This window comes from Vibrio sp. 1580, assembly GCF_033340055.1.
Map to the genome: position 1 here is coordinate 185,759 of NZ_JAWOVT010000006.1, position 26,771 is coordinate 212,529.

At 45.8% G+C, this 26,771-nt stretch carries 24 protein-coding genes; 15 read left to right on the forward strand and 9 right to left on the reverse strand.

The genetic code is table 11. The features are described 5' to 3' along the window. Positions 1–9: 9 nt before the first annotated feature. Complete coding sequence (locus R7093_RS11865) at positions 10–1,683, reverse strand: methyl-accepting chemotaxis protein (protein ID WP_047103778.1); 1,674 nt, start codon at positions 1,681–1,683, stop codon at positions 10–12. A 193-nt stretch (positions 1,684–1,876) separates the two neighbouring features. Here R7093_RS11865 and coaBC point away from each other — a divergent pair, with 193 nt between their 5' ends. From coaBC to R7093_RS11880, 3 genes are all read left to right on the forward strand, one after another. Beyond that, a complete protein-coding gene (gene coaBC, locus R7093_RS11870; RefSeq protein ID WP_025768318.1) occupies positions 1,877–3,076 on the forward strand; it encodes a bifunctional phosphopantothenoylcysteine decarboxylase/phosphopantothenate--cysteine ligase CoaBC in 1,200 nt (399 codons plus the stop codon). A 171-nt stretch (positions 3,077–3,247) separates the two neighbouring features. After that, on the forward strand, positions 3,248–3,838 hold the full coding sequence (gene slmA, locus R7093_RS11875) for a nucleoid occlusion factor SlmA (RefSeq protein WP_005379386.1): 591 nt from the start codon (positions 3,248–3,250) through the stop codon (positions 3,836–3,838). Between the two features lie 6 nt (positions 3,839–3,844). Continuing rightward, entirely contained in the window at positions 3,845–4,795 is a 951-nt protein-coding gene (locus R7093_RS11880; protein ID WP_033905948.1) for a Kdo(2)-lipid IV(A) acyltransferase, read from the forward strand. Positions 4,796–4,879: 84 nt separating this feature from the next. Here R7093_RS11880 and pyrE read toward each other — a convergent pair whose 3' ends face one another. Then, entirely contained in the window at positions 4,880–5,521 is a 642-nt protein-coding gene (gene pyrE, locus R7093_RS11885; RefSeq protein WP_017634993.1) for an orotate phosphoribosyltransferase, read from the reverse strand. Between the two features lie 104 nt (positions 5,522–5,625). Beyond that, entirely contained in the window at positions 5,626–6,342 is a 717-nt protein-coding gene (rph, locus tag R7093_RS11890; RefSeq protein WP_031780917.1) for a ribonuclease PH, read from the reverse strand. A 184-nt stretch (positions 6,343–6,526) separates the two neighbouring features. On the opposite strand from rph, the gene R7093_RS11895 reads away from it, so the two are divergent. Beyond that, a complete protein-coding gene (locus tag R7093_RS11895; RefSeq protein ID WP_047103771.1) occupies positions 6,527–7,393 on the forward strand; it encodes a YicC/YloC family endoribonuclease in 867 nt (288 codons plus the stop codon). 55 nt (positions 7,394–7,448) lie between these two features. On the opposite strand, the gene R7093_RS11900 is transcribed toward R7093_RS11895, so the two are convergent. The 6 genes from R7093_RS11900 to R7093_RS11925 all read right to left on the reverse strand — a co-directional run bounded on the left by R7093_RS11900 (position 7,449) and on the right by R7093_RS11925 (position 13,720). Then, a complete protein-coding gene (locus R7093_RS11900; RefSeq protein ID WP_047103769.1) occupies positions 7,449–7,874 on the reverse strand; it encodes a phosphate-starvation-inducible protein PsiE in 426 nt (141 codons plus the stop codon). Between the two features lie 168 nt (positions 7,875–8,042). Then, the gene (locus tag R7093_RS11905) at positions 8,043–8,882 is read right to left on the reverse strand and encodes an ABC transporter ATP-binding protein (RefSeq protein WP_005379372.1); all 840 of its coding nucleotides are present in this window, start codon (positions 8,880–8,882) and stop codon (positions 8,043–8,045) included. 35 nt (positions 8,883–8,917) lie between these two features. Then, complete coding sequence (locus tag R7093_RS11910; RefSeq protein WP_080960121.1) at positions 8,918–9,775, reverse strand: ABC transporter ATP-binding protein; 858 nt, start codon at positions 9,773–9,775, stop codon at positions 8,918–8,920. 9 nt (positions 9,776–9,784) lie between these two features. After that, positions 9,785–11,611: an extracellular solute-binding protein gene (locus R7093_RS11915; protein ID WP_047103768.1), complete on the reverse strand. Its 1,827-nt coding sequence runs from the start codon at positions 11,609–11,611 to the stop codon at positions 9,785–9,787. 38 nt (positions 11,612–11,649) lie between these two features. Then, positions 11,650–12,693: an ABC transporter permease gene (locus R7093_RS11920; RefSeq protein WP_005379369.1), complete on the reverse strand. Its 1,044-nt coding sequence runs from the start codon at positions 12,691–12,693 to the stop codon at positions 11,650–11,652. Between the two features lies 1 nt (position 12,694). Next, on the reverse strand, positions 12,695–13,720 hold the full coding sequence (locus R7093_RS11925; RefSeq protein WP_005384771.1) for an ABC transporter permease subunit: 1,026 nt from the start codon (positions 13,718–13,720) through the stop codon (positions 12,695–12,697). An 820-nt stretch (positions 13,721–14,540) separates the two neighbouring features. On the opposite strand from R7093_RS11925, the gene R7093_RS11930 reads away from it, so the two are divergent. From R7093_RS11930 to trmH, 11 genes are all read left to right on the forward strand, one after another. After that, positions 14,541–17,141 carry a TonB-dependent receptor plug domain-containing protein gene (locus R7093_RS11930; RefSeq protein WP_047103765.1) on the forward strand — a complete coding sequence of 867 codons (2,601 nt, stop codon included), beginning with the start codon at positions 14,541–14,543 and terminating at the stop codon, positions 17,139–17,141. A gap of 65 nt (positions 17,142–17,206) precedes the next feature. Further along, positions 17,207–17,971 (forward strand): DUF3450 domain-containing protein, encoded by a 765-nt coding sequence (locus tag R7093_RS11935; protein WP_047103763.1) that lies wholly within the window; start codon positions 17,207–17,209, stop codon positions 17,969–17,971. Between the two features lie 3 nt (positions 17,972–17,974). Continuing rightward, entirely contained in the window at positions 17,975–19,336 is a 1,362-nt protein-coding gene (locus R7093_RS11940; protein WP_017634999.1) for a MotA/TolQ/ExbB proton channel family protein, read from the forward strand. Between the two features lie 9 nt (positions 19,337–19,345). Next, complete coding sequence (locus tag R7093_RS11945) at positions 19,346–19,873, forward strand: MotA/TolQ/ExbB proton channel family protein (protein ID WP_047103760.1); 528 nt, start codon at positions 19,346–19,348, stop codon at positions 19,871–19,873. Between the two features lie 25 nt (positions 19,874–19,898). Then, on the forward strand, positions 19,899–20,306 hold the full coding sequence (locus R7093_RS11950) for an ExbD/TolR family protein (RefSeq protein ID WP_005379359.1): 408 nt from the start codon (positions 19,899–19,901) through the stop codon (positions 20,304–20,306). Positions 20,307–20,310: 4 nt separating this feature from the next. Beyond that, positions 20,311–20,943 carry an energy transducer TonB gene (locus tag R7093_RS11955; RefSeq protein WP_005379353.1) on the forward strand — a complete coding sequence of 211 codons (633 nt, stop codon included), beginning with the start codon at positions 20,311–20,313 and terminating at the stop codon, positions 20,941–20,943. 9 nt (positions 20,944–20,952) lie between these two features. Beyond that, positions 20,953–22,176, forward strand: a complete 1,224-nt coding sequence (locus tag R7093_RS11960) for a tetratricopeptide repeat protein (RefSeq protein WP_047103757.1) — start codon at positions 20,953–20,955, stop codon at positions 22,174–22,176. 448 nt (positions 22,177–22,624) lie between these two features. Then, positions 22,625–23,248 carry a guanylate kinase gene (gene gmk / locus R7093_RS11965; protein WP_005379347.1) on the forward strand — a complete coding sequence of 208 codons (624 nt, stop codon included), beginning with the start codon at positions 22,625–22,627 and terminating at the stop codon, positions 23,246–23,248. Positions 23,249–23,429: 181 nt separating this feature from the next. Beyond that, on the forward strand, positions 23,430–23,702 hold the full coding sequence (gene rpoZ, locus R7093_RS11970; RefSeq protein ID WP_005379346.1) for a DNA-directed RNA polymerase subunit omega: 273 nt from the start codon (positions 23,430–23,432) through the stop codon (positions 23,700–23,702). A 39-nt stretch (positions 23,703–23,741) separates the two neighbouring features. Next, a complete protein-coding gene (gene spoT / locus R7093_RS11975) occupies positions 23,742–25,862 on the forward strand; it encodes a bifunctional GTP diphosphokinase/guanosine-3',5'-bis pyrophosphate 3'-pyrophosphohydrolase (protein WP_005379340.1) in 2,121 nt (706 codons plus the stop codon). Between the two features lie 52 nt (positions 25,863–25,914). Continuing rightward, the gene (gene trmH, locus R7093_RS11980) at positions 25,915–26,598 is read left to right on the forward strand and encodes a tRNA (guanosine(18)-2'-O)-methyltransferase TrmH (protein ID WP_017635001.1); all 684 of its coding nucleotides are present in this window, start codon (positions 25,915–25,917) and stop codon (positions 26,596–26,598) included. Positions 26,599–26,771: the final 173 nt, after the last annotated feature.

A 26,771-nucleotide genomic window follows, 5' to 3' on the forward strand; every position in this document is an offset into this window, starting at 1 on the left:
AACAGTTCATCAGAGTTTAAAGTTGCCAACCAAGCCGTGTATTTCTGTTCCAGACTGTGATAGCTGCGTGCTGATTGACTCGGCATGCTGCAACGTCTCATTAATGTTGTTCACGATCTGTTGAATAGCCACTAAGTTTTGGTTGATGTCTTCTGCAACCGCACTTTGCTCTTCGGCGGCAGACGCGGTTTGAATACCCATATCTCGAATCGTACCGATAGAATTATGAACACCAGAAAGAGATTGCTGAATGAGCGCCGATTCTTCCGCCGTTTTGACACCTCGTTTTTGGCTCACCAACATTGTACTGACCGCTCTTGATACACCATTTTGCAGCTGCTTAAGCATGTCACCAATTTCATGAGTACTATTTTGCGTACGACTGGCTAACGAGCGAACTTCATCCGCAACGACGGCAAACCCTCGACCTTGCTCACCGGCTCTAGCCGCTTCAATCGCCGCATTTAGGGCCAACAAATTCGTTTGCTCGGCTATCTCGCCAATCACATCCAGCACTTTGGTTATTTTTTCGGTCTGTAAACTCAACTCAGAAATTGCATCTGACGTGCTGTCTATCTCCGTCACGAGTTCGGTAATGCCTTCTATTGCTTGCTCGACCTCATGCTGAGCGGCGGTGACTTGACTGTTGGCATCGTCAATTGCCTGCGCGGTCGCATTGGTATTGCTGGCTACTTCTTTGGCAGTCATGCTCATTTGCGTCACTGCCGTCACGACTTTGTCCGTCTCTAAACAGTGATCCTGCATTTGACCACTCGCTTGGCTGGTCTGAGTGTTCAGGCTTTGAGAAACGGTCTGTACTGTCGTCGCAGAGCGATGAATGTCCTGCATCAGTGGGTGCAGCTTATCCATAAACTCATTAAACGCGGCCGCCACTTCACCGACTTCATCCTGACTTTCGACTTTTAAACGAGCCGTTAAGTCACCGCCGCCTGCGGCAACATCTTTTAATGAAGCCGCGACATGTTGTAATGGCTGAATGCCTTTAGACACCACGATACTGGTGAGAACACTGGTAATGATCAATCCAATAACGGAAATCAACACGGCAGATAACGTATGCTCTTTTAGCTCTTGAGTCTTTAACTCTCTGTGCATCGCAACTTGCTGGTCGATGTCATCAATATAAACGCCAGTACCTAAAACCCAGTCCCATTTCGATAGATATTCTGCATAGCCCAACTTAGGCGCTTGTGCGTCAATGGTCGGTTTATGCCACGAGAAATAGAGGAACCCATCCCCTTTTTGAGAAGCGTCAATCAAGCCCGCAATAACTGCGACCCCATTTTCATCTTTTAAGTCGTAAAGGTTTTTACCCTCTAATGCAGGTTTGATGGCGTGCAACGTATTCACACCTTGAGAGTCGTAGGCAAAAAAGTAGCCATCGCTTTCAAAGCGCATGGCTTTCAGAATTTCTTTTGCTGCCTCTTTATTACTTCCATTTACATCCGTGTCGTATAACGGTTTTATCGCCGTCACGCCCATCATCATATAGGCTTGTAACTCTTTCTTTTTCGTTTCGATGAGCTCTTGCCTGTCTCTTGCCAGCTCCGCTTCCAAACTTTTACTGCTGTTGATGTAATACACCACTGAGATCAACGTGGTGATCAACAACAGCGGAATTAGGGTTATCAGCAGCAATTTGTTTCGACTTTTCAACACCATGGTTTCCACTACCTCTTTTTCTTTTCAGACTTGCAAACTCCGCGCAACTTGTCTGTGAGGTAGGCGAGAATTTTCCCTTCCTCGGTCAGATTAATACTCTGGAGTTTGATGTGAATTATCTTCTCGTTATATATGCTCGGGCGGTCAGACTTTGAATTGTGTTAAAATCCGGTCATCAAATTGGAGATCTCACATGCAAACACTAGCAGGAAAGAAAATTCTACTCGGCATCAGTGGCGGTATTGCCGCGTATAAATGTGCGGAGCTAACCCGTCGCCTCATAGAGAGAGGAGCGCAAGTTCAAGTTGTAATGACGAAAGCCGCAAAAGAGTTCATTACCCCTTTAACCATGCAAGCCGTTTCGGGCCGTCCTGTCTCGGACAGTTTACTAGACCCAGCAGCGGAAGCCTCTATGGGCCATATTGAATTGGCCAAATGGGCAGATTTAGTGCTATTAGCGCCCGCGACCGCGGACTTAATCGCGCGCATGTCCGCAGGCATGGGGAACGATTTACTTACTACGCTCGTGCTCGCGACGGATTCCCCTGTTGCTGTTTCTCCGGCGATGAATCAACAGATGTATCGCAATATCGCAACCCAAGAGAACATCGCTACGTTAGCGCGTCGTGGTATGCACATCTGGGGCCCTGCGGCAGGAGAGCAAGCCTGTGGTGATGTAGGACCAGGTCGAATGCTGGAACCAATGCAGCTAGTACAGCTATGTGAACAGTTCTTTCAACCAAAATTGCTAGAAGGTAGGTCGATACTCATTACCGCCGGACCAACTCGCGAAGCGATTGATCCAGTGCGTTACATTACGAACCATAGCTCCGGGAAAATGGGCTATGCATTGGCGAGCGCCGCAGCGCAGATGGGAGCAAAAGTCACCCTCGTGAGCGGTCCTGTCAGTTTAAATACGCCCGTAGGTGTTGAGCGCATAAATGTTTCCAGTGCACAAGAGATGCACGAAGCCGTTATGACACATGCAAACCAGCATGATGCCTTTATTAGCTGCGCTGCCGTTGCCGACTACCGCCCACAAACGATCGCGTCTCAAAAGTTGAAAAAGACAGAAGACAACGACGAAATGGTCATTAATATGGTTAAAAATCCTGATATTGTTGCATCTGTGGCAGCAATGACGGAGAAGCGTCCGTTTACCGTCGGTTTTGCGGCTGAAACCAATGATGTAGAGACCTATGCTCGAGGCAAGTTAACAAAGAAAAACCTCGATATGATCTGTGCAAACGACGTTTCGGTTGCAGGGCAAGGATTTAACAGCAACGACAACGCAATTACCCTTTACTGGCCTGAAGGTGAACTTGCGCTCGCTTTGGAATCAAAAGAAGCATTGAGCTTTAAAATTCTCGAAAAAATGCATCAATTGATGTAACTAACGTTTGAAAACCCTGCCAATTTTTTACAAAAGCTGGCATAAATTTGGTACAAAAATGACAACTAAGGGTGTTAAATCTCCCATTCCACCCTTAGTGGTCTAGTTTGAGGCGAAATAGCGTCTTATAATCCCCTCCGCTCAACTTTGTATTTTGAAAGGAAGTAACTAATGGCCGGCAGTAAAAAATCCAACCGTCGTGAAGAAATCTTACAAGCATTGGCAGAAATGCTTGAATCAACAGATGGCGCTTCACGCATTACTACGGCAAAACTGGCCAAGCAAGTCGGCGTTTCAGAAGCCGCGCTGTATCGTCATTTCCCAAGTAAAGCGCGCATGTTCGAAGGGTTGATTGAGTTCATTGAAGAAGCCTTGATGACACGTATCAACCGTATTCTAGACGACGAAAAAGATACACTAGAGCGTATTCGTATGGTGATGCACCTTATTTTGGCGTTCTCTGAACGTAACCCAGGTCTGACACGCATTTTGTCGGGTCATGCTCTAATGTTTGAAAATGAACGTCTACGTGAACGCATCAATCAACTCTTTGAGCGTATAGAAACACAATTGCGCCAAATCCTGCGTGAACGTAAGATTCGTGAAGGGAAGTCTTTCCCTGTCGAAGAGCGCATCCTAGCCGCGCAAATTCTGGGACAAGTTGAGGGGAGCCTAAACCGCTTTGTGCGTAGCGACTTTAAATACCAGCCGACTGCAAACTTTGACGAGTACTGGGCGCTTTTGAGTGCACAAATAAAGTAAAAGACTATGAGTAAAGACAAATACACGCAGCCCGAGTTTTCTCTTTCACTTCTTCACCCTCGTAACTGGGGCGTATGGCTTGGTTTTGGTCTGTTGGCCATCCTCGTCAATATTCTTCCTTATCGGCTGCTGCTTTCATTAGGTCGTTCACTCGGTAAACTTGGCATGCGCTACGGTAAAAAGCGTGTCCACGTTGCTCAGCGTAACTTAGAATTGGCCTTTCCAGACAAAACACCTGAAGAGATTCAACATATTGTTGAAGAGAACTTCAAAAATACCGGTATGGCACTGATAGAAACCGGAATCACTTGGTTCTGGCCGACTTGGCGCTTTAAAAACCTGATCGTCGAGAAAGATCTCGGCGCACTGCGTGAAAAAGCCAAAGAAGGTAAAGGCGTCCTACTTTGTTGTGTCCACGCTCTTAATCTAGAGATCACTGCGCGTGCTTTCGCCGTGTTAGGCGTGGCCGGGTACGGCGCGTTTCGTCCGCATAATAATCCTGCTTATAACTTTATCCAGTATTGGGGACGGACACATAACGGCAATAAACTGATTGATCGTAAAGATGTAAAAAAGATGATTCGTGTATTACGCAGTGGTGAGCGTCTGTTCTATTTACCGGATCACGATTACGGTCGCAAAAAATCAGTATTTGTGCCCTTCTTTGCCGTAGACGATGCGTGTACAACAACAGGCACGAGCATTCTGGCGTATACCTCAAAATGTGCGATCATCCCAGGCTCAGGGTTTCGCAATGACGAAGGAAAATACGACATCATCGCCGATAAGTGCATTGAAGCCGACTATCCACAAAAAGACGAAGTCGCCGCTGCCGCTTATATGAACAAGTATGTGGAAGAAGTCATTCTACGCGCTCCAGAGCAATGGATGTGGCTCCATAAACGCTATAAAACCATGCAAGATGAGCATGTCGAGAAAGGCATTCGCTATAAGTAAGTGGTCAAGGCGATGAATCCAAAAACAAAAAAGGGCAGATGAATATCCATCTGCCCTTTTTACTTTTTCAGAAAAAGTAACCAATTAAATGCCGTATTCTGCGCGGTACGCTTTAACTGCTTCTAGATGCTCTTTGTCTGTGCCTTTCTCTTCAAGGAAAGTCACAAGGTCAGTCAGGCTAACGATTGAGATGATTGCACAACCAAAGTCACGCTCCACTTCTTGGATCGCAGACAACTCACCTTTGCCTTTTTCTTGGCGGTCAATCGCAACCAACACACCAGCAAGGTCTGCACCATTCGCCTTGATGATTTCCATCGATTCACGAATCGCAGTACCTGCTGTGATTACGTCATCCACTAGCATGATTCGACCTTCAAGCGCAGAGCCTACAAGGTTACCGCCTTCGCCGTGATCTTTCGCTTCTTTACGGTTGAAGCAGTAAGGCGTGTCGATATCGTGGTGATCCGCCAGCGCGACTGCTGTTGTCGTCGCGATTGGGATACCTTTGTACGCCGGGCCAAACAGTACATCAAACTCAATGCCAGAATCAGCGAGCGCGGCTGCGTAAAAACGACCAAGACGCGCTAGGTCACGACCAGTATTGAAAAGACCAGCGTTAAAGAAGTACGGGCTTTTACGGCCAGATTTCAAAGTAAACTCACCAAACTTAAGAACTTCTTTCTCAAGTGCAAACTCAATAAATTCACGCTGGTATGCTTTCATTATTTTCTCTCTATGTCCTTGGTTTCTTGTGTCTCTTCTCGACAATCATTCATTTCTCTATTGTCGAGATAAAAAAATAGCCCCCATAATGGGAGCTATCTAAATCAATTGGCTAACGCCGCCTTCTGCGCTGCGACAATTTCCGTAATGCCGACTTTCGCCGACTCTAGCAGAGCCATCAGCTGCTCGTGACTGAACGGTTCACCTTCTGCGGTGCCCTGAATTTCAATCATCTTGCCTTCTTCTGTCATTACCACGTTCATGTCTGTGTCTGCCGCTGAATCTTCAACGTATTCAAGATCACACAATACTTCGTCGCCTAGTAAGCCGACAGAAACTGCCGCTACGTGGCCTTTCATTGGGTTTGCTTTTAGCTTGCCGCTATCTACTAGGTGTTGGAACGCATCGGCCATTGCAACACTTGCGCCGCTGATAGATGCAGTGCGAGTGCCGCCGTCTGCTTGGATAACGTCACAGTCAACGGTGATCATGAACTCACCCATGGCTTTTAGATCGACAACAGCACGTAGGCTTCGCGCGATAAGACGCTGAATTTCCATCGTACGGCCGCCTTGTTTGCCACTTGCCGCCTCACGACGAGTACGAGAATGTGTTGCTCGAGGTAGCATGCCGTATTCAGCTGTAACCCAGCCTTTACCTTGACCTTTTAGCCAACGTGGCACAGATTCTTCGACGGTCGCATTACACAACACTTTGGTGTTACCGAACTCAACTAGCACTGACCCTTCAGCGTAAGCTGTGTAGTTACGAGTAATTTTGATAGGGCGAACTTGATCCGCCTTGCGATCGTTTGGACGCATGGGCATCTACCTTAAATATGAGGAGAAGACGATTTGGTTGGGCGAAGATTATAACGGAATCGATTCCGGATTCATAGGTTACGCCGCTGGCACAACATAAACAATCCATACATCCCGCGCACCTATCGACGCAGCATGATACACTCTTGAAGTAATTTTCAAAAAATGAAGACAGGAAAATTCGATGATTTACAGTATGACAGCGTATGCACGCAAAGAAGTAAAAGGCGATTGGGGCTCTGCGGTATGGGAAATCCGCAGCGTGAACCAGCGTTATTTAGAAACATACTTCCGCATGCCAGAACAATTTCGCGGGTTAGAGCCCGTTTTACGTGAGCGCTTTCGTAAGCGCTTAGCGCGAGGCAAAGTAGAATGTAATCTGCGTTTTGAAGCAAACCCTGCCGCAAAAGGTGAGCTTAGCATCAATGAAGCGCTTGCTAGCCAGGTAATTAAAGCCGCTGAACAAGTCATGCACATGACTGGTGAACTGAGCCGAATAAATCCATTTCAAGTCATGCAATGGCCGGGGGTAATGGAAACGCCAGAGCAAGACATGGATGCGGTAAATAAAGTGCTACTAGAAGCGTTTGATGGCGCAATGGATGAATTTATTGAAGCGCGCGCTCGTGAAGGCGAGAACATGAAGGCGCTGATTGAACAGCGTTTGAACGCCATTTCTGCAGAAGTGGTAAAGGTGCGTGCGCGCATGCCAGAAATTTTAGAATGGCAACGTGAGCGTCTGTTCTCTAAATTTGAAGATGCGAAAGTAGAGCTAGACCCATCTCGCGTTGAGCAAGAGCTTATCCTTCTGGCACAGAAATCAGACGTAGCAGAAGAGCTAGACCGTCTTGATTCTCACGTAAAAGAAACAACAAACATCCTGAAGAAAGGTGGCGCAGTGGGTCGTCGTCTAGATTTCATGATGCAAGAGTTCAACCGTGAATCGAACACGCTAGCGTCGAAATCCATCAGCACCGACATCACCGCATCGGGCGTTGAACTGAAAGTTCTGATTGAACAGATGCGTGAGCAGATCCAAAACATTGAATGATCTAAAAGTCATCGAGTATTGAAACAAAAAAGCCCCGCTAGTGCGGGGCTTTCTTTTACTCATCTTTTTCCAAGGTTCTGTTATCAACGTAGGGCCAATAATGGTGTCCAATTCTGATCAGCAAGGTAGCCGCAGCCAAAATAAACGCAGCCAGAGATAACCACACAACCAAAACTGCATCCAGCTCTTTCATTCCGAGTGTGATGTAGCGGGCGATGGCCATCATCGCGATGTAGATAGGATAGCGTACCGGAATTTTACCGTTCATCACGAACTGCTGCACCATGGCGAGCACTTCCAGATAGATAAACATCAACAGAATATCCGTGAGTAAGACACGCTTCTCTACAAATACGTGCACAAACTCTTGCATCATGGCGTACAACGTCGCCAAGGTAATAGAGACTAATAACACCGCCTCCAAAATATGGAAGATTTTCAGGAAAGGTCGACTAAAGGATTTCGGTAAATTCGACGGCATGGTCCATTATCCAAACAAAGAAAATAGGCCTTGAGTTTAGCATGCAACGATCTTCAATCAATCAGAATAAACATCAGTGCAAATCGACTCCAAGTCCTGGCATTTGCTTATAAAAACGCTCCGCTTATTTGGCGGAGCGCTTTTGTGTTATAGGACCTGTGGCATCACTTACGCCACTTGCTGCTTTTTTTCAGCTACGCGCTTTTTCTTCCGATATTTAGGGTGAGTGATCGGAATCGCAGATAGGAGTTTTTTGGTGTATTCGTTTTGCGGGTTTGCATAAATTTCTTTAGCACTGCCTGCTTCTACCACTTTACCAAAATACATCACGGCAACTTTGTCAGAAACATGTTTCACCACCGAGAGATCGTGAGAGATAAATATGATCGCCAAGTTCATTTCTTGTTGCAGCTGTAGCAATAGGTTCAAGATTTGCGCCTGTACCGACACATCTAACGCAGATACCGATTCATCACAAATCAGTAATTTAGGCTTCAATGCAATCGCGCGAGCAATACCGATACGCTGCCGTTGTCCGCCTGAAAATTCATGTGGATAACGGTTTACTGCCGTTTCTGGTAATCCCACTTTGATTAAAAGCTCTTTTACCCACTGTTTACGCTCTGTTGGCGTGCCAATTTTATGAATAACAAACGGTTCTTCCAGAATCATACCGATGGTATGACGCTGATTGAGTGACTCCATTGGGTCTTGAAAGACGATTTGCATGTCTTTACGCAGCGAGCGCATCTCTTTAACAGACAATTTAGTGATGTCTTTACCTTCAAAGAAAATCTTACCTTCTGTTGGCTCGTATAACTTTAAGATCGTGCGACCAAGGGTGCTTTTACCACAACCTGACTCACCAACTAGCCCCAGTGTTTCACCTTCAGAAACAGACAGTGAAACCCCGTCTACCGCTTTGATGGTGTAGCCTTTCTTGAACAGCCCTTTACCAGAAACAAAGTGCTGCTTAAGATTTTCAATTCTTAATACTTCTTTTGCCATAACATCCTCTTTTATGACTGGTTCACTTTGCCCAGTTAACTGGCAAACATACTGGCATCAATAGGCTTGATATCGATCATCTGCTTCGGCTCATTATCTAAGCTCGGCATCAACCCCATCAAACGCTCTGTGTATGGGTGCTGCGGGTTATCAAACAACTCAAAAATTTCTGCTTTTTCGACAATACGTCCGCCATACATCACGGCAACATCATCACACACTTCTGCCACAACCCCGAGATCGTGAGTGATGAAGATCATCGCCATGCCCGTTTCTTCCTGAAGCTCGTTCATCAGTTCAAGGATAGACGCCTGAACCGTAACATCCAACGCTGTAGTCGGTTCATCACAAATCAGAATATCCGGCTTACAGGCCAATGCCATCGCGATCATGACACGCTGGCGCATACCACCAGATAGGTTATGGGGATACTCATTCAATCGCTTCTCTGGCATTGGAATTTTTACTTTTGCCAGCATCTCAATCGCGTACGCCTCCCGCTCCTTTTTGTCGAGTTCAGGTCGATGGAGCTCAAGCACTTCACATATTTGACGACCAATGGTGTGCACTGGGTTGAGCGCAGTCATCGGGTCTTGGAAGATGATCGAAATGCGATCGCCACGCATGGCGTACATCTCTTCCGCAGGCAAATCAACTAGGTTGGTGCCGCGATAATTCACTTCACCTTTAATGATGTTGCCATATGGCTTAGGTAATAGCCCCATGATCGACATTGAGGTTACGCTCTTACCACTACCTGACTCTCCCACCAGGCCGAGTGTACGTCCAGCTCGCACATCAAAGTTCACACCATGCAGAACCTTCACTGGCCCATCATCGGTGGTAAATTCAACTTCGAGATCTTTAACACTTAGGATTACATCGTTTTCCATAACCAATCCTTACAGCTTATAAGTGTCATCTACGACAACGACAGGTTCAAAAGCTTTGTCTGACTTCATCGCTTGTTTCGTTTCTTTTTTGATATCACTATCAATCCAGTAAGTGCCATCGCCTATGATTGCACCACTGAACAGCGCCTCTGTCATGCGATTCATTGGCTTATCTGGAAACTTTAACCAGCGCCAGTGACCATAGCGGACATAAGGAACCATGTAGCCTGGGACGATAACGTGAGCATCAATGATGTCACGCTGAATCTCATGACCTAGCTGGATCTTTTTATCCATATCCATGCCAAAACGATACTCGATGATCTTTTCATCCAGTTCAGGCGTGCTGTAGTTTGTGAAAGAGTTAGTTTGCGGCTTGTTCGCATTGACTGAATGGAAGTACTCCCAATACGTTGGGATCTCAGACGTACCCATATCTAAGAAAGCCAAATCGTGCTTTTTCTCACGTACGTATTTGAACATGGATGAGCCATCAACTAACTTGAGCTCAATATCCAGCCCTGCTAGCTTGGCTTGCTCACGCAAAAATGCAATACGAGGAGTATGAACAGGTGTTCCGTAGGTCAGCTCGAAGCTTAAGCGCTCACCTTTATCATTGACACGAATACCATCAGAACCAATTTTGTTAAAGCCTGCGGCTTCGAATGCCTCGGCCGCTTTTGCGGGATCAAACTTCGGTGCCTTAGCATCTGGTAGGGTGTATTTACCATGACCATAACCGGTCGGGTTCGGTTTACGGGAGTAGTCGCCACGCATGACATTCTCTATCATACCATCAAAGTCAATCGCGTAAGTAATGCCCTTGCGAATGTTTAAATCATCCAGCAAAGGCATCGCGGTGTTCATCCATACACCACCAGCCCCAACTGGGAATTGGTTGTAACCCCAGAACTTTTGAATGTATCCCTTTTGGTAAGGTTCCGTATTCGATTTATCATGCCATAAGCTTGGTAAAACAAGACCAAATGCGTCCAGCTTCCCTTTCTCAAAGTGCTTCATCGCGATATCACTGTCGCGAATCACTGTGATGCGGATTTTGTCGACATTATAACGATGTTGATAATACTTATTGCTGTAACCCCACCAGTCTTCACCGACATGTTTGAAGGTAACACTTTTACCTTTTTTAATGTCATCTAGGTAGTATGCACTGGTCGTTGGTTCACTTTTAAAATTGTAGTAGCGGACAAAGTTGTCATGTATACCGTCACCATTTTCATCTTTTGAAGGGTTAGCATAAAAATGTGCGGGGCGTGGGCGCAGAGCCCCCATTCGTAACAGCAACTCTTCCGGATTGAACTCTTTCGCCGCCTTAACAGCAAACGTATGAGTGTCGTACTTGATAACATCCGCAATCGTTTTGTTGTAGTAATCGTTGTACCAAGGTTCCAAGATGTCCTTGGAACGATAAAACTTCAGCATGAACACGAAATCGTCGGCAGTCACAGGTTTGCCGTCCGACCATTTGGCTTCAGGGTTGAGTTTAAAATAGACCGTTTTGTTGTCACCTGCTAACGCCCACTCGTTAGCAAGCTCAGGGATGAACTCTAAAGTATCTGGGTGGCGGACCACCAAGCCTGGTGTTTCATCTAAGATAAAAGAACGTAGCCCTGCATTAGCGTCTGGGCCAACACTACGTAACGTCTGTGGGAAACTTGACATAAAGGTGCGATAAGTCCCTCCACGTTTCGCTTCTGGCGAACCATATTGAGGCTCATCCCAGTTTGTTTGCCAGTTTAAGTCAGTCGGAAGCGTTGCTGACATTGCACCAAAACTCAGGGCGCTCAGCGTGGACGCTAAAAATAATTTCTTCATAAAACTTCCCTTTTTTATGTTTTGCTCACAATGCTCGCTTAAACATAGCGTGTGAATTTTTTCGGGTCGAAAGCCGCTCGAATGGCTTCACCAATAAAGGTCACCATTACCAGAACCAGAACAATAGAAGTCACTACTGACGCAACAATCCATGGCGAATCTAAGTTTGACTTACCTTGTTGCAGTAGTTCACCCCAACTTGGCGTTGGTGGCATCAAGCCTAATCCTAGGTAATCGAGAGCAGTCAGTGCTGTGATGTTAGCTGCAATAGTGAAAGGCGCTAGGGTTACAATCATCACCATCGTATTTGGCAAGATGTGATTAAACAAGATACGTCCGGTCGATGCCCCTAAAGCACGAGCCGCCATTACATATTCTCGTGCCGCTTCTTTATAGGTCATGGTCCGCATGTACCATGTCATACCCATCCAAGTGAAAAGCACGTTAATAGCGACAAAGAGAGCAAACGTCGGCTGAACGATTGAGACAAGAATCATAATGACGTACAAAAACGGGACCATTGACCAGATTTCGATAAGTCGCTGTACAAACAAGTCAAATTTACCGCCCCAAAAACCCATAGCACAACCGACTGCAGTACCGATCGCGTAGGAAATGGCCATCGTAAGCAACGCAAATCCCATCGCCGTTCTGAATCCGTAGACGAGTCGCGCCAAAATATCGCGACCTATCACATCTGTACCTAAATAATGCTTATTTTCGGCACTAGGCGCTGTTGGCGGGAAATCACCACTAAAATCTTGTTCGTATGGGTTCCACGGCACAAGCGGCAAAATAACAAAGTTGTCGCCCCCTTCAGCCTCAAACGCTTTTTGCAGTACACGATAATCGGCTTCACTGGATGACTCTTGGCCGAATTCGCTACCTAAACGTACGTCACTGACAACAGGAAAATAGTAGCTACCATCGTACTTGACGACTAGCGCTTTACTGTTGATCAAAAGTTCGGCGAATAGAGAAAGGATCAACATGATAGAAAGAGCAACAAACGACCAATAGCCTCGTTTGATCTCTTTAAAGTGACGAATTTTCTTTTGAGTTAATGGACTAACTTTAATCATGTTACGCTCCAAACTTCACACGTGGGTCGACTAAAGCAACACAAATATCTGAAATGATGTTACCAATGAGCAGTAACAACGCATTAATGGCGACAATACCCATAACAACAGGGTAATCACGCTCCATGATTGATTCGTAACCCAATAAGCCAATGCCATCAATATTGAAGATAACTTCAATCAGGAAGGCACCGGTCATGAAGAACAACAAAGAGTTACCAAAGTGACTCGCGATCGGAATTAAGCTGTTACGCAACGCGTGCTTACGAACTGCTTTTTTGAAAGGTAATCCTTTCGCAATTGCGGTGCGGATGTAATCTGAGGAAAGGTTTTCCATCAGGTTATTTTTCATTGTCATCGTCAGCGTGGCAAAATCACCAATGAGGTAACAGATCAAAGGCAACACCGCATGCCACATAATGTCTTTAGCGCGTTCAAAGAAGGTTTCGTAATCGTCGAAGTCATCGCCGACAAAGCCTCCCATCGGAAACCATTCCAAGTGATAACTAAATAACGTGATCAGCAATACACCCACCACATAACCTGGTAGCGCGTAGCCTACGAAAATGAGTACTGAAGAGGCGGAATCAAACACAGAACCGTGCTTGAGCGCCTTATAGTAACCAAGAGGAATCGAGATAAAATAACTAATAAAGAAGGTCATGCCGCCATAAAACAACGACACTGGCAAACGCTCTGCGATCATGTCCGAGACAGGCTCGTAGTAACGCGTCGACTCGCCAAGATCTAGCATTACCAAACGACTTAACCATTCGACGTACGCTTCCGTTACTGGTTTATCCAGGCCATAAAACGCATTCAGCTCCGCGATTTGATCGTCAGAAAGGGCCGTATTACCACCCGCAGACGTCATTGATGCGGCGCCGTCCCCCTGGGACTGCATTTGTGACAACATGCGTTCAACAGGTCCGCCAGGCACGAAACGAGTGATAGCAAAGATGAGAATAGTTATCCCGAGAAACGTTGGGATAACCAACGCCAAACGGCGTAAAAAGTACGACAGCATATACAACTTGCTCCTTGTCTACTGTCCAGTTCAAACGGAGTGAAAGAGGATATTTTCCGCCCAAAATGGTGCATATTTATCTCGTAGTAACTAAAACTGTTGAAGCACACTCCCTGCGCCTCAAGAGCTAGACTTTTCTACTACTGCAATAATTTCAGCGTCATATTTATCTTGAATCCACATCAGCTTCAAGTGTTTGAAACCAAAACATGACAAACTTCCTTCGATGTCGAAAAACAGAAATGTTTTTGTAAAAAATTATAAAAAACCACAAAAATAATTCATACAGAATATCAATCTAGGCTGTTTAGAGCCAAAACCCTACATAAAAATGCACCCTACACACATAAATAGACACATAATCCAAGGTTATATTTGACCTAAAAATACGAGTGAGCCCTTTAACAGCAATGGGTATCATATTTTGATACCACCTAATAAGTTCGAGCTAACAAAGTATGGATTCGATATAAAACTCATCTCAGAACAATTCACTGGAAAAATATCTTTTTCCAGATTCAATTACCCACTAAAAAACCATAGGCAAGATAAGTCATTAAAGTTTATAAGAAACACAAAATACGGTGTTTTATTGAAATTTAATCTCGATGCATAAACCTTATTCGGTTTTTTATTCCGCCTTTTAAACAAAGCCTGGTTATTTACATCTTTTTTACATTTAAGCATCCCCGTTTACCACTGGTTTGACTTCCTTTTTTCATCTCGGTTATACATTGGCCGAACGTTAACGAAATATTAACGTCACATTTGGCCGCTATGCGGCCAGACATAGGAAATAATAATAATCGGAGCAACAAGGATGTATAAAAACACAACCGCTTTATCTGTTGCGATAAGCCTTGCTTTGGGGACAGCAGCAGTTGCAGCCCCAGCAACAGCACTGGCAGAAGAGCAGCAAGTTGAAAAACTTCAAAAGATGAAAGTTACTGGTTCGCGTATCTCCACGACGGATATGGAAGGTCCTTCACCAGTTACTGTTATTAATAGTAAAGACATTGAGTCTAAAGGCTTTAACAGCGCGCAAGACGTATTGAACAGTTTGACCCAAAACACAGGTGGTGTAATGGCTCAAACAGACTCTTTCTCGTTTACACCAGCAGCGCAGTCAGTCAACTTACGTGGCCTTGGCGCGTCACGCACATTGATTCTTATTGATGGCCGTCGTCTTCCTCAATACCCGCTAGCACAAAATGGTACATCTAACTTCCAAGATATCGGCCAAATCCCTGTCGCCGCCATTGAGCGTGTTGAAGTAATGACCGACTCAGGTTCTGCTATCTACGGATCCGACGCAATCGGTGGTGTCGTAAACTTCATTTTAAAGAAAGACTTTGATGGCGTTTCTGTAAAAGTACGCGCGGGTGACGCGACGGATGGTGGTTACCAAAATGGTCGTTTAGACGTTGTAGCTGGCAAAAACTTTGACGACAAGCGTATTCTCTTCGTTGGCCAATTTGCGGGCAACGAAATGCTAAAGCAATCTGACCGAGATGATTGGGCTGGCGATGACGGTTCTAGCCGTTCTCAGCTAAGTGGCTACTCTAGCTACGGTGCAAACTTTGAAGGCGCCAACGGAACACTTCTAACACCTGCTGATGCTGGTTCTTCATGTAAAGAAGTCGTTGGTGATGCCGCGATTGAACGAGCGGATGGAAAGTGTGGTGTTAACCGTTCTGCATACCGAACATTAAAACCAGAAAACAAACAAGTAGACCTACTTTTACGTGGTGAAATGGACATTAACGACAATGTCACTGCCATGGCAGAAGCCCGTTTTGGCTACAAGTCTACAGAATCTGAATTCGAACCTAACCCTTACAGCGTTGAAGTTGATGCCACTCACTTCCGTGGCGAAGGCGAATACACTCGCCGTATGGTCGAATTTGGACCACGCGAAAGTAACACTGAAGCCGATTCTTTTGGCTTAACCTTAGGCTTGAACGGCCTGCTTGCTGATACGTATGATTGGGACCTATCCGCTGGTTACTCTGAGCAAAGCGTTGAAACAAGCAACCCAGCAATCTTCCTAACTCTCGACCAAGCTGTACAAAATGGTGATGTCGATCTTCTAGGGCCTATCTCTCAAGACGTTGTAGACAAATACAGCGGCACTTCAAGCAAAGAAGCCTACTCAAAGCTTTACTCTGTTAACGGCTCACTGGCTGGTGATTTGGTTGAACTTCCTGCAGGTATGTCTGGCTTTGCTGTTTATGGTGAATGGAACCGTACTGACTACAATGAGACGATTGATGCTACAACAGCAGCTGGTGGTTTCTCTGGCCTAGGTGGAACATCAGGCGGCGGTGACCGTGATCAGATTGGTCTTGGTGTTGAAGCTCTTATTCCTATCATTGAAGATTTAGAAATGACTGTCGCTGGTCGTTACGACCACTACTTCGACGACTCGGCAACTGGTGGCGCATTCACTCCTAAAGTAGCCCTAGCATACCGTCCTACTGACACCCTATTGCTACGTGGTAGCTACGGTCTAGGCTTCCGAGCTCCAGACTTGAAGCGACTATTTGGTGATCAAACTCGAGGCTTTGGTTCTGGTTTTGACCCTGTGCTTTGTGCCAACGCTGGTGGTAGCGGCCCACAAGATAAAGACAAGTACCCAGAGTGTGATACTCAGTACTTCGATACGCTTAATGGACCTAACTCAGAGCTGAAAGAAGAAACAAGTACAAACATTAACTTGGGTCTAGCGTGGGAGCCTGTGGATGATCTTGGTGTAACCGTTGACTGGTACCACATCAAGATGGAAGACGTCGTAACAGCACCAACTTACCAAGACGTAATTAACGATCCAGGTAAATACCCAGGTACTGAAGTCGTTCGTAACCCAGATGGCACCATCAAGTCGGTATCCTATGGTCCAGTGAACCAGTCGTATGAAGAGCGTTCTGGTATTGACCTAGCGATCAAATACGCATACGACACTAATGAGTTCGGCTCATTTAACACGCGTGTTGCTGTAACGAAGATCTTGATTGCTGAATATCAAGAAAACGACAGCGAGCCTGTAACGGATGAAAGAGATTTCATGCCTGAATACACCGCAACGTTAAATCTTGGCTGGGCATATGAAGATGTCGCTATCAACCTATTTGGTAAATACCGCGACCGTATGTGTTCAAGCTACGCAAACCGTTACTACTTTGATGACTGTGATTCTGCTAAAAAAGCGGGTTACAAAGCAGAAATCGCTAGTATGACAACGTGGAACCTAACGGCTTCTTACCAATTCAACGAGAGTGGTCGTGTAACTCTTGGTGCTATCAACATGTTTGACAAAGTACCGCCTGCAGATCCTCTAAGCGATACCTCTCCATTCTATGCAACTGGGTATGACGATCCAATCGGACGTCAACTATACGTCGAGGCATCATACGACTTCTAAAAAATATTTGGCGCGGGTTTTCCGCGCCCTTTTCGACTGACTAAAACACTGACAAGGATGCAACCATGAAATTCAAGGAATTTGGTCTCAGTGCCATAGCTGCAGCATTGCTTACTATCAGTAGTAGCTCTATAGCGGCCAACTCTGGTGCTGTCGTTTCCACACAAGCAAAAGCAAATCAATCTTCAGAAGCTTCGCAACAAAAAATCGACAATTATGCCGAAAGTACTGAAGGCATGTTGGCAGAATACAAAGGCTTACTACGTCAAATCGACAGCATGAAAGTCTACAACGAGCAAATTAACCGTATGGTTCAATCACAGCAAAGTGAATTGGACTCATTAAATAACCAAATTGCTCAGATCGATCAAACGGCAACAGAAGTAGTGCCACTAACACTTAAAATGATCGATGCACTCGATGAGTTTGTGACTCTCGATCTGCCTTTCCAGAAAAAAGAACGTAATAAACGTGTCCAAGAACTGCGTCGTCTCATGGATCGCGCCGACGTAACGACTTCTGAGAAATTCCGTAAAGTGATGGAAGCCTACCAAATTGAAGAAGGCTTCTCTCGCTCAATTGAATCTTACAAAGCTAGCCTAGATAGAAATGGGGAAACCGTGACTTACGATTTCCTACGTATTGGTCGCACGGCGCTTTTATTCCAATCTCCAGACGGTGGTGAGACAGGTATGTGGAACCAACAAACACGTCAATGGGAAACATTACCGGAAAGCTACCGCATAGCGGTACAGCAAGGCCTTCGTATCGCGAAGAAGCAAGCGCCACCAGCGCTAATCAAATTGCCTGTATATGCTGGGGAGGAATAAGAGATGAAAGGATTCAAAACTCTAGCCGCTGGTCTACTAGCGAGCTTATTTATGGCTTCAGGCGTACAAGCAGAAACGCCTAAAAACCTATCTGAACTACTCAAAAACGTAAAATCAGAAAGCATCGTTGAGTCAAAAGAGAACAAAGCCCGTGAAGCTGAGTTCAAGAACAACCGAGATAAGCAAGCAGCATTATTGCAACAGGCTCGTGAAGAGCTAGCTTCACAGCAAGCACTGGGCGATCAACTTAAAGCGACATTTGATGAAAACGATAAGCAGCTGACTGAACTAACAGAAACCTTACGTGTTCGCTCTGGTACTTTGGGCGAAATGTTTGGTGTGGTCCGCCAATATGCGGGCGAGTTTAAAGGCTTATTTGCAGCCTCTCAAAACGCAGTTCAGTTCCCAGAGCGTGACGCTCTACTAACGAAACTGGCTGAAAGTAAAGAACTGCCATCAACACAAGAGCTAGAAGCATTCTGGCATACCATTCTTCAACAAGTGGTTGCCTCAGGCGAGACAGCAACAACCCAAGCAACGGTTGTTTATGGCGAAGGTAAAGAAGCGGTTCGCGATGTTACTCTTGTCGGTGAATTTAACGCGATTGCCGATGGTAAGTACGTTACTTATGTACCTCAAACAGGTAAGTTCGAAGAACTCTCTCGACAGCCTCGCACCAATATTACACGTCATGTTGCGGGCTTTGAGTCAGCGTCAAACAGCTATGAGCCACTGTTTATTGACCCATCCCGTGGTGTAATTCTGTCTCTACTTGTACAAAGCCCTACCGTTCAAGAACGTATTGATCAAGGTGGCATTGTAGGTTACGTCATCCTTGGTATGGGTGCAGTTGGCGCTATCATTGCTCTAGTTTGCTTCCTACGCCTTCAAGTGATTGGCGGTAAAATGCGTAAGCAAGCGAAATCAGAAACCGTGATTCCTGGTAACCCTCTGGGTGAAGTTATCCAGGCTTACCAAGAGCACAAAGGTGACAACCTTGAAGATCTTGAAGCGAAACTGGACGAAATCATCCTACGTAACGCACCGAGCATTGAACGCTTTATCAGCTCAATCAAACTGTTCGCTTCTGTAGCACCACTTCTAGGTCTACTGGGTACGGTTATGGGTATGATCGGTACGTTCCAAGCAATCACACTATTTGGTACAGGTGATCCTAAGCTAATGGCTGGCGGTATCTCTGAAGCTCTTGTTACAACCATGCTAGGTCTGGTTGTCGCAATTCCATTGCTGTTCCTTTACACCATCGTACACAGTAAAGGTCGTCGTTTGGTTCAAACTCTTGAAGAACAGAGTGCAGGCTTCATCGCTCGCTATCAGGAAAAACTACATAAAGCCGAAAGCTAAGGAGGCGTTATGTGGTGGTTAGTTGGAGAACTTGAATCAATTAGGCGCTTCTTGGGAATGGGTGGCGATGTACTCGTCGCCATCTTCATCCTCAGCTTTATGCTGTGGGCAGTATTGTTAGAACGTTGGTTCTATTTTGCTGCCGTCGCTCCAAAAGCCATGAAAAAAGCCGTTGGCTCATGGCAGGAGCGCTCAGAGCACCAGAGCTGGAACGCTAAGATGATCCGACAAGAAATTGTTTCTCGTCAGGACATTGAGAATAAAAAGGGCCTGCCAATCGTGAAAGTATTGATTGCGCTTTGTCCCTTACTGGGTTTGCTCGGCACCGTTGTTGGCATGATCCAAGTATTCGACATCTTAGCGGTAACAGGAACAGGAAGCCCTCGAGCAATGGCCTCGGGGATCTCAAAGGCAACAATCCCAACTTTAGCCGGGATGGTGGCTTCTCTATCAGGACTGTTCTTTAGTTCACGTCTTGATCATTTAGCCAAAGTCACAACGCAAAAGCTGGAAGATAAGCTAAAGCATATTGCCTGAGTAAATGGAATTAGAGGTATAGGTCATGAAAAGACGCTATAGCAGTGATAGCAGTGATGAAACCGCTATCGATATGACACCGATGCTCGACATCGTATTCATCATGTTGATCTTCTTTATCGTAACAACATCGTTCGTCAAAGAAGCTGGTCTAGAAGTAAACCGCCCGACAGCAAGCTCTGCGCAAACCGTGAAAAAAGGTAACATCATGGTCGCAGTTGGTGCGGCGGGTGATGTTTGGGTTGATAAACGCCGCATCGAAGTGGACGCGGTTCGCGCGAATATTGAACGTCTTCGTGCAGAAAGCCCTGATGGCGCAGTTGTTATCCAAGCCGACACTGAAGCAAATGCTGGCGTAGTCGTGAAGGTTATGGACCAGATCAAAATGGCAGGTGTAGAAAGCATCTCCATTGCCGCAACCAATAAGGATTAAGCTTATGCGGTATCTGGCCTCAATTGCACTGGCGCTCATTGTCTCCCTCGGGTTGTTCTGGGGGATGGACAAGCTAGTAAACAAAGAGCGCCACGAGTTAGTGTCGAATGATGACCTGCGTATGGTCGAGTTTATTCGCATTAAACCAGACGAAAAAATACAGGAGAAAAAACGCGAACTTCCAAAGCCACCACCGCCTAAGCGTCCGCCGCCGCCGCCAGAAATGAAAGTGACAGCGACAGTAAAACCGGTGATGGAGCAGACCCCAATGGATATGCCAAAGCTTGACCTACCCGTAAATGTTACAGGTGGTTCGGTGCTTGGACATTATAGCCAGGGTGGAGGTGCGCAACTCGCGGGTAGCGGAGGTCCAACACCTCTAGCGACATTCCAACCTCAAATGCCTAGGAAGGCTGCGAAAGCAGGAATAGAAAAAGGGGTCGTCTTATTAGAGTTTACTGTAAACGCACGTGGTGCCGTAGAGGACATCAAAGTTCTTAAAGAGCAACCACGACGCTTAGGCCTCGGTCGAGCGGCAAGAAAAACAGTCTCTAAATGGACATTTAAACCAAAATTGGTTGACGGGAAACCTGTTAGCTCGCGCCTATCGCAAGAAATAGAGTTCTCAACCAATTAAGGAGTCACGATGAAAAGTTTATGGAAAAGCAAAGTGGCTTCTTTAATTCTCTTCGCAGGAGTGGCAATGGCCGCTCCTACGATGGCAAAAGAAGCTCCTCAGTTATCAGATCGGACATTTCGAACCGTTAACAAAGTGCAAGAGTTGATCGCAACTGAAAAATATTCAGCAGCAAAAGAAAAACTAGCAAGCGCTTTAGAAAGCACAAGTTCGAAAAAATACGACCGAGCAGTTTTACTTCAGCAGACTGGCTTTTTGTATTCGCTACAAGACAATTATGTGCAAGCAGCAAAATACTTTGCCGAAGCATTACAGCTCGACGCACTTCCCGTTCCTGTTGCTCAACAAGTTCGCTACAGCTTGGCTCAGCTTTACCTAGCTGAAGAAAAGTATACGTTGTCTGTAAAAACGATGAAGGAATGGTTCAAGGTTGCAGAAACAACCAAAGAGAAGCCTCAAGCTCATGCTTATATCACGTTAGCGAGCGCTTATGTTCAGTTGGAAGATTACAGAAATGCAATCCCACCAACCAAAAAAGCCATCGCGATGAGCAAGAGCCCAAGTGAGTCTTGGTACTTAATTCTCGTTGCATCTCACTACGAGTTAGGCCAGCTGAAAAGCGTTGCCAGTGTACTCAAAACTCTGACTTCAAAGTACCCTCAGAAAAAGCGTTACTGGATGCAACTTTCTGGTGTCTACATGGAGCTAGGTCAAGAACGCAACTCTCTAGCCACCCTAGAAATGGTTTACAAAATGGGGAAACTAGAAGGAGAGAAGGAATATTTACGCTTTGTAAACTTCTTGGCTTATCAAGGTATTCCATATAAAGCAGCCAAAACTCTTGAAAAGGAAATGGCAGCTGGAAACATTGAAAAGACGAAGGAAAACTATGACCGCCTAGCCAGTTTCTGGCAGCAAGCTAAAGAGCTAGATAAATCAATTCTCGCTTATAAAAAGTCATATAACCTCGCTCCTTCTGCTAAAACGCAAATTCAGATTGCTCGCTTAATGATACAAGACAAGCAGTATTCTGAAGCAACTCGTTTTGTAGAAAGCGCGGCATCCAGTGCCTCTAAAGAGCAAAAGGCAGAACTTGAATACATTCGCGGGATGGCCTATTTCGAGCTTAAGCAACCACAAAAGGCCTTGCAGGCAATGAAAGGCGCTGCTCAATCGCCAAAATTCAGGTCAACTGTTAGCCCTTGGATAAATTTCCTAGAGTCTCAAGGATAATTCGAAGATTAAGTGTGAGTCAGTCGCACGCCTGGGGAAGTGAAAGCTTCCCCTTTTTTCCGTTTTATCTTTATTAACCCCTATTTTTAACCAGAGTCACTCACGCAAGCCAAATCGGGACTCTAAACCTAAAATCAGCACACTAAACGGTTGTAGAAATGGTTTTAATAACAGAGTGCGCGGATGGTAAGTCCTGTACCACGCTCCTTCTTCGCTGTTTAGGAACACTCTGCCGTAAGTAACTATTTCATCTGGGACGATCACAGACAGAAAGATCAACTGGTAACAAAATAGAGATCATGATACTCTTCGCCTCCATTTTTCTGGCGGGATTATCACCAATATCCACCCCTTTGGTGGTTGATTTCTCCATGCCAGTGCTATCGTTATAAGAATGTCGAACTTTCCTTCGGCACTCAATCAATCCAATCAAAAGTGGAACAGTACAATGGGCAAAGGTACTCTCTATATCGTATCTGCACCTAGCGGCGCAGGTAAATCTAGCTTGATCTCAGCGATGTTGGAACGCAACCCAACCTACGCAATGAAAGTGTCTGTGTCTCACACCACGCGCAACATGCGACCTGGTGAAGAAAATGGTGTCCACTACCATTTTGTAGCGAAAGATGAGTTTGAAGCCCTGATCGCTAAAGGTGACTTCCTAGAATACGCAGAAGTGTTTGGTAATTATTACGGCACATCTCGTGTATGGATTGAAGAAACACTAAATAAAGGTATCGACGTTTTTCTAGATATCGACTGGCAAGGCGCACGCCAAATCCGTGAACAAATGCCAGAAGCCAAAAGCATCTTCATCCTGCCACCATCAAACGGTGAGTTAGAGCGTCGCTTGAACACTCGTGGTCAAGATAGCGATGAAGTGATCGCAAAGCGTATGGCTGAAGCCAAGTCGGAAATCTCTCATTACAACGAGTACGACTACGTGATCGTAAACGACGATTTTGATACCGCTTTGATGGATTTTAAAGCTATCTTGCGTGCTGAAAGATTGAAGGAAGAAAAGCAAGCTGCTAAATATAAAGGTATGCTTGACGCGTTGTTAGCAGAGTAACTTCAAAAAAGTCACGCTGTAAAACATAAAGAATTTCCCGTTTTTTGCCCAGTGCGAAAAACACAATAAACTACCTGAGAAAGTCCACAAACGGTGGCTTGTCTAATTGCTAGTAAATAAAGTAGTTAGGTTGTATACTTTCTCGTCATTCTAAAATTTTAGTTAACTATTTGGAGTCCTCATGGCACGCGTAACTGTTCAAGACGCTGTTGAAAAAGTTGGCAACCGTTTCGACCTAGTACTGATTGCGGCTCGCCGCGCTCGTCAAATGCAAACTGGCGGTAAAGATGCACTAGTGCCAGAAGAGAACGATAAGCCAACGGTTATCGCTCTACGCGAAATCGAAGAAGGTTTAATTACTAAAGAAGTTCTAGACGCTCGTGAACGTCAAGAACAGCAAGAGCAAGAAGCGGCAGAGCTAGCGGCAGTAAGCAGCATCGCTCACAACCGTTAATTCTGACTTTAGAATTCAACAACCTCCCGGGCCTATAATTTGTATCTATTCGATAGCCTCAAAGACGTTGCCCAAGAATACCTAACAGAGCCTCAGATTGAGGCTCTGCGTCAATCTTATGTGGTAGCGAGAGATGCCCATGAAGGGCAAACCCGCTCTAGCGGTGAACCATACATCATCCACCCTGTCGCAGTGGCTCGTATCTTGGCCGAAATGCGCCTTGATATCGAAACCCTCCAAGCTGCTTTGCTGCATGACGTCATTGAAGACTGTGATGTAACTAAAGAAGATCTCGAAGAGAAATTCGGCAACACTGTCGCAGAATTGGTTGATGGTGTATCTAAACTGGACAAACTCAAATTCCGCGATAGGAAAGAGGCTCAGGCTGAGAACTTTCGTAAGATGGTTCTGGCCATGGTGCAAGATATCCGCGTCATTCTGATCAAACTGGCTGACCGCACGCACAACATGCGTACGCTTGGCGCGCTTCGACCAGATAAAAAGCGTCGTATCGCTCGTGAAACGTTAGAAATTTACGCACCCCTCGCTCATCGTCTTGGTATTCACAATATCAAAACCGAACTCGAAGAGTTGGGCTTTGAGGCGCTATATCCCAACCGCTACCGCGTACTGAAAGAAGTGGTTAAAGCCGCACGTGGTAACCGTAAAGAGATGATCCAACGCATTCACAGCGAAATAGAAGGCCGTCTGCAAGATTTTGGCTTGAATGCTCGCGTCGTTGGTCGTGAGAAAAACCTGTTCTCTATCTATAACAAGATGAAAACCAAAGAACAGCGCTTTCACACCATCATGGATATCTATGCGTTCCGAGTCGTTGTTGATACCGCTGATACTTGTTATCGCGTTTTAGGCCAAGTACACAGCTTGTATAAGCCACGTCCTGGTCGCATGAAAGATTACATCGCGGTACCAAAGGCGAACGGCTATCAATCGCTACACACTTCCATGGTTGGCCCACACGGCGTACCTGTTGAAGTTCAGATCCGTACTGAAGATATGGATCAAATGGCGGACAAAGGTGTCGCGGCACACTGGTCTTACAAAGACAAAGGCGACAAGTCTGGCACCACTGCGCAAGTGAAAGCTCAGCGTTGGATGCAAAGCCTGTTAGAGCTACAACAAAGCGCGGGTAACTCATTCGAATTCATTGAAAACGTAAAATCCGATCTTTTCCCAGATGAGATTTACGTCTTCACACCAAAAGGTCGTATCGTTGAATTACCTTTAGGCGCAACGGCTGTCGACTTTGCCTATGCCGTACATACCGATGTAGGCAACTCTTGTGTTGGTGCTCGTGTTGATCGTAACCCTTACCCATTGAGTAAGGCATTGAAAAACGGTCAGACGGTGGAAATTATCAGTGCCCCTGGTGCGCGTCCGAATGCGGCATGGCTAAACTATGTCGTGACTTCTCGTGCCCGCACTAAGATTCGACAAGTACTGAAAACGATGCGTCGTGAAGAGTCGATTACTTTAGGTCGTCGCCTACTTAATCACGCACTTGGCCGTCACTCGATTGATTCAATTTATCCAGAAAATATCCAAGAAGTCTTGAATGATCTTCGCCTAGAAAGCATCGATGATTTATTGGCTGCTATTGGATTGGGTGAGTTGATGAGCATTGTGATCGCACGTCGTCTCCTTGGTGACACCGAAGAGCTCACGACAACAAGTTCAATCCCAACGGACTCGAAGAAGAAGCTTCCGATTCGTGGCGCAGAAGGCTTATTGCTGACGTTTGCAAATTGTTGTCATCCTATCCCAGATGATCACATTATTGCTCACGTATCGCCTGGTCGTGGTTTGGTTGTTCACCGAGAAACATGTCCGAACGTTCGTGGTTATCAGAAAGAGCCAGACCGTTATATGGCTGTCGCTTGGTCTGAAGACTACGATAAAGAGTTCATTGCTGAACTTAAAGTCGACATGCTTAACAACCAAGGTGCTCTTGCAGAACTGACCAACGTGATCTCGAAAACAGGATCAAACATTCATGGCCTTTCAACGGAAGAACGTGATGGTCGTTTGTACACTGTGACTGTGCTGTTGACGACGAAAGATCGTGTCCACCTTGCTGGTATCATGCGTAAGATTAAGGCAATGCCTCAAGCAACCCGAGTCAGACGCAGAAAGAACTAACCTCTATCGCCACCTACTCTGTTAGGTGGCGATTTTTTATACCTCAATAAATATGAACCTAGAACGTTACAACCGTATTCACCAAGTCCTAAAAACTCGCCAAACTGATCTGACACTTTGTCTCGAAGAAGTACATAAGCCAAACAACGTCTCTGCCGTGATCCGCACCGCTGACGCGACAGGCTTACACAAAGTTCACGCAATTTGGCCAGACAAAATGCGTACGCTGAGCCATACCTCAGCTGGCGCGCGTAACTGGGTTGAAGTGGATACTCACGATTCGATTGAAACTGCGATTACCGAACTCAAAGCGCAAGGTATGCAGGTTTTGGTGACCAATCTTTCGGACACCGCCGTCGATTTTCGCGAGATCGACTACACCAGACCAACGGCAATCATTTTAGGCAGTGAAAAAGTTGGCGCTTCGGAGCAAGCCAAACAGCTTGCCGATCAAGACATTATTATCCCGATGGTGGGTATGGTGCAGTCACTAAACGTATCGGTTGCCAGTGCCGTAATTTTGTATGAAGCGCAACGTCAACGTGAAGCCGCAGGTATGTACGACCGAGAAGAAAGCGCTCTGCCTAAAGAGACAATCAACCGTATTCTCTTTGAACGTGGTCACCCTGTTCTGGCAAAAGTCGCGAAACGAAAAGGGCTTGTTTACCCACCACTCGATGAAGAAGGTCAAATCATCGCCGATGACGCGTGGTGGCAAGAGATGCAAAGCAAGTAACAGACTTTCGTCATCCTGAACGGCGGCGAAGGAGCGTGGTTCAGGATCTAATTCTCAAATATACAGATGCTGATAGTGTTAACTTCAGCGACATACTTGTTGAAAATAGAATCCTGATGTCGCTAAAGCTCCTCGGAATGATAGGTTATCAGTCAAATCATGACACTAACTAA

Excerpts from the sequence above, each read along its gene's own strand:
- rpoZ (WP_005379346.1), top strand. The coding sequence starts at position 23,430 with ATGGCACGCGTAACTGTTCAAGACGCTGTTGAAAAAGTTGGCAACCGT.
- R7093_RS11945 (WP_047103760.1), top strand. The coding sequence starts at position 19,346 with ATGTGGTGGTTAGTTGGAGAACTTGAATCAATTAGGCGCTTCTTGGGA.
- R7093_RS11935 (WP_047103763.1), top strand. The coding sequence starts at position 17,207 with ATGAAATTCAAGGAATTTGGTCTCAGTGCCATAGCTGCAGCATTGCTT.
- R7093_RS11955 (WP_005379353.1), top strand. The coding sequence starts at position 20,311 with ATGCGGTATCTGGCCTCAATTGCACTGGCGCTCATTGTCTCCCTCGGG.
- R7093_RS11895 (WP_047103771.1), top strand. The coding sequence starts at position 6,527 with ATGATTTACAGTATGACAGCGTATGCACGCAAAGAAGTAAAAGGCGAT.
- slmA (WP_005379386.1), top strand. The coding sequence starts at position 3,248 with ATGGCCGGCAGTAAAAAATCCAACCGTCGTGAAGAAATCTTACAAGCA.
- R7093_RS11910 (WP_080960121.1), bottom strand. The coding sequence starts at position 9,775 with ATGGAAAACGATGTAATCCTAAGTGTTAAAGATCTCGAAGTTGAATTT.
- R7093_RS11865 (WP_047103778.1), bottom strand. The coding sequence starts at position 1,683 with ATGGTGTTGAAAAGTCGAAACAAATTGCTGCTGATAACCCTAATTCCG.
- coaBC (WP_025768318.1), top strand. The coding sequence starts at position 1,877 with ATGCAAACACTAGCAGGAAAGAAAATTCTACTCGGCATCAGTGGCGGT.
- R7093_RS11925 (WP_005384771.1), bottom strand. The coding sequence starts at position 13,720 with ATGCTGTCGTACTTTTTACGCCGTTTGGCGTTGGTTATCCCAACGTTT.
- gmk (WP_005379347.1), top strand. The coding sequence starts at position 22,625 with ATGGGCAAAGGTACTCTCTATATCGTATCTGCACCTAGCGGCGCAGGT.
- trmH (WP_017635001.1), top strand. The coding sequence starts at position 25,915 with ATGAACCTAGAACGTTACAACCGTATTCACCAAGTCCTAAAAACTCGC.
- R7093_RS11880 (WP_033905948.1), top strand. The coding sequence starts at position 3,845 with ATGAGTAAAGACAAATACACGCAGCCCGAGTTTTCTCTTTCACTTCTT.
- R7093_RS11960 (WP_047103757.1), top strand. The coding sequence starts at position 20,953 with ATGAAAAGTTTATGGAAAAGCAAAGTGGCTTCTTTAATTCTCTTCGCA.
- R7093_RS11900 (WP_047103769.1), bottom strand. The coding sequence starts at position 7,874 with ATGCCGTCGAATTTACCGAAATCCTTTAGTCGACCTTTCCTGAAAATC.
- R7093_RS11920 (WP_005379369.1), bottom strand. The coding sequence starts at position 12,693 with ATGATTAAAGTTAGTCCATTAACTCAAAAGAAAATTCGTCACTTTAAA.
- R7093_RS11950 (WP_005379359.1), top strand. The coding sequence starts at position 19,899 with ATGAAAAGACGCTATAGCAGTGATAGCAGTGATGAAACCGCTATCGAT.
- R7093_RS11905 (WP_005379372.1), bottom strand. The coding sequence starts at position 8,882 with ATGGCAAAAGAAGTATTAAGAATTGAAAATCTTAAGCAGCACTTTGTT.
- R7093_RS11915 (WP_047103768.1), bottom strand. The coding sequence starts at position 11,611 with ATGAAGAAATTATTTTTAGCGTCCACGCTGAGCGCCCTGAGTTTTGGT.
- rph (WP_031780917.1), bottom strand. The coding sequence starts at position 6,342 with ATGCGTCCAAACGATCGCAAGGCGGATCAAGTTCGCCCTATCAAAATT.
- R7093_RS11930 (WP_047103765.1), top strand. The coding sequence starts at position 14,541 with ATGTATAAAAACACAACCGCTTTATCTGTTGCGATAAGCCTTGCTTTG.
- pyrE (WP_017634993.1), bottom strand. The coding sequence starts at position 5,521 with ATGAAAGCATACCAGCGTGAATTTATTGAGTTTGCACTTGAGAAAGAA.
- R7093_RS11940 (WP_017634999.1), top strand. The coding sequence starts at position 17,975 with ATGAAAGGATTCAAAACTCTAGCCGCTGGTCTACTAGCGAGCTTATTT.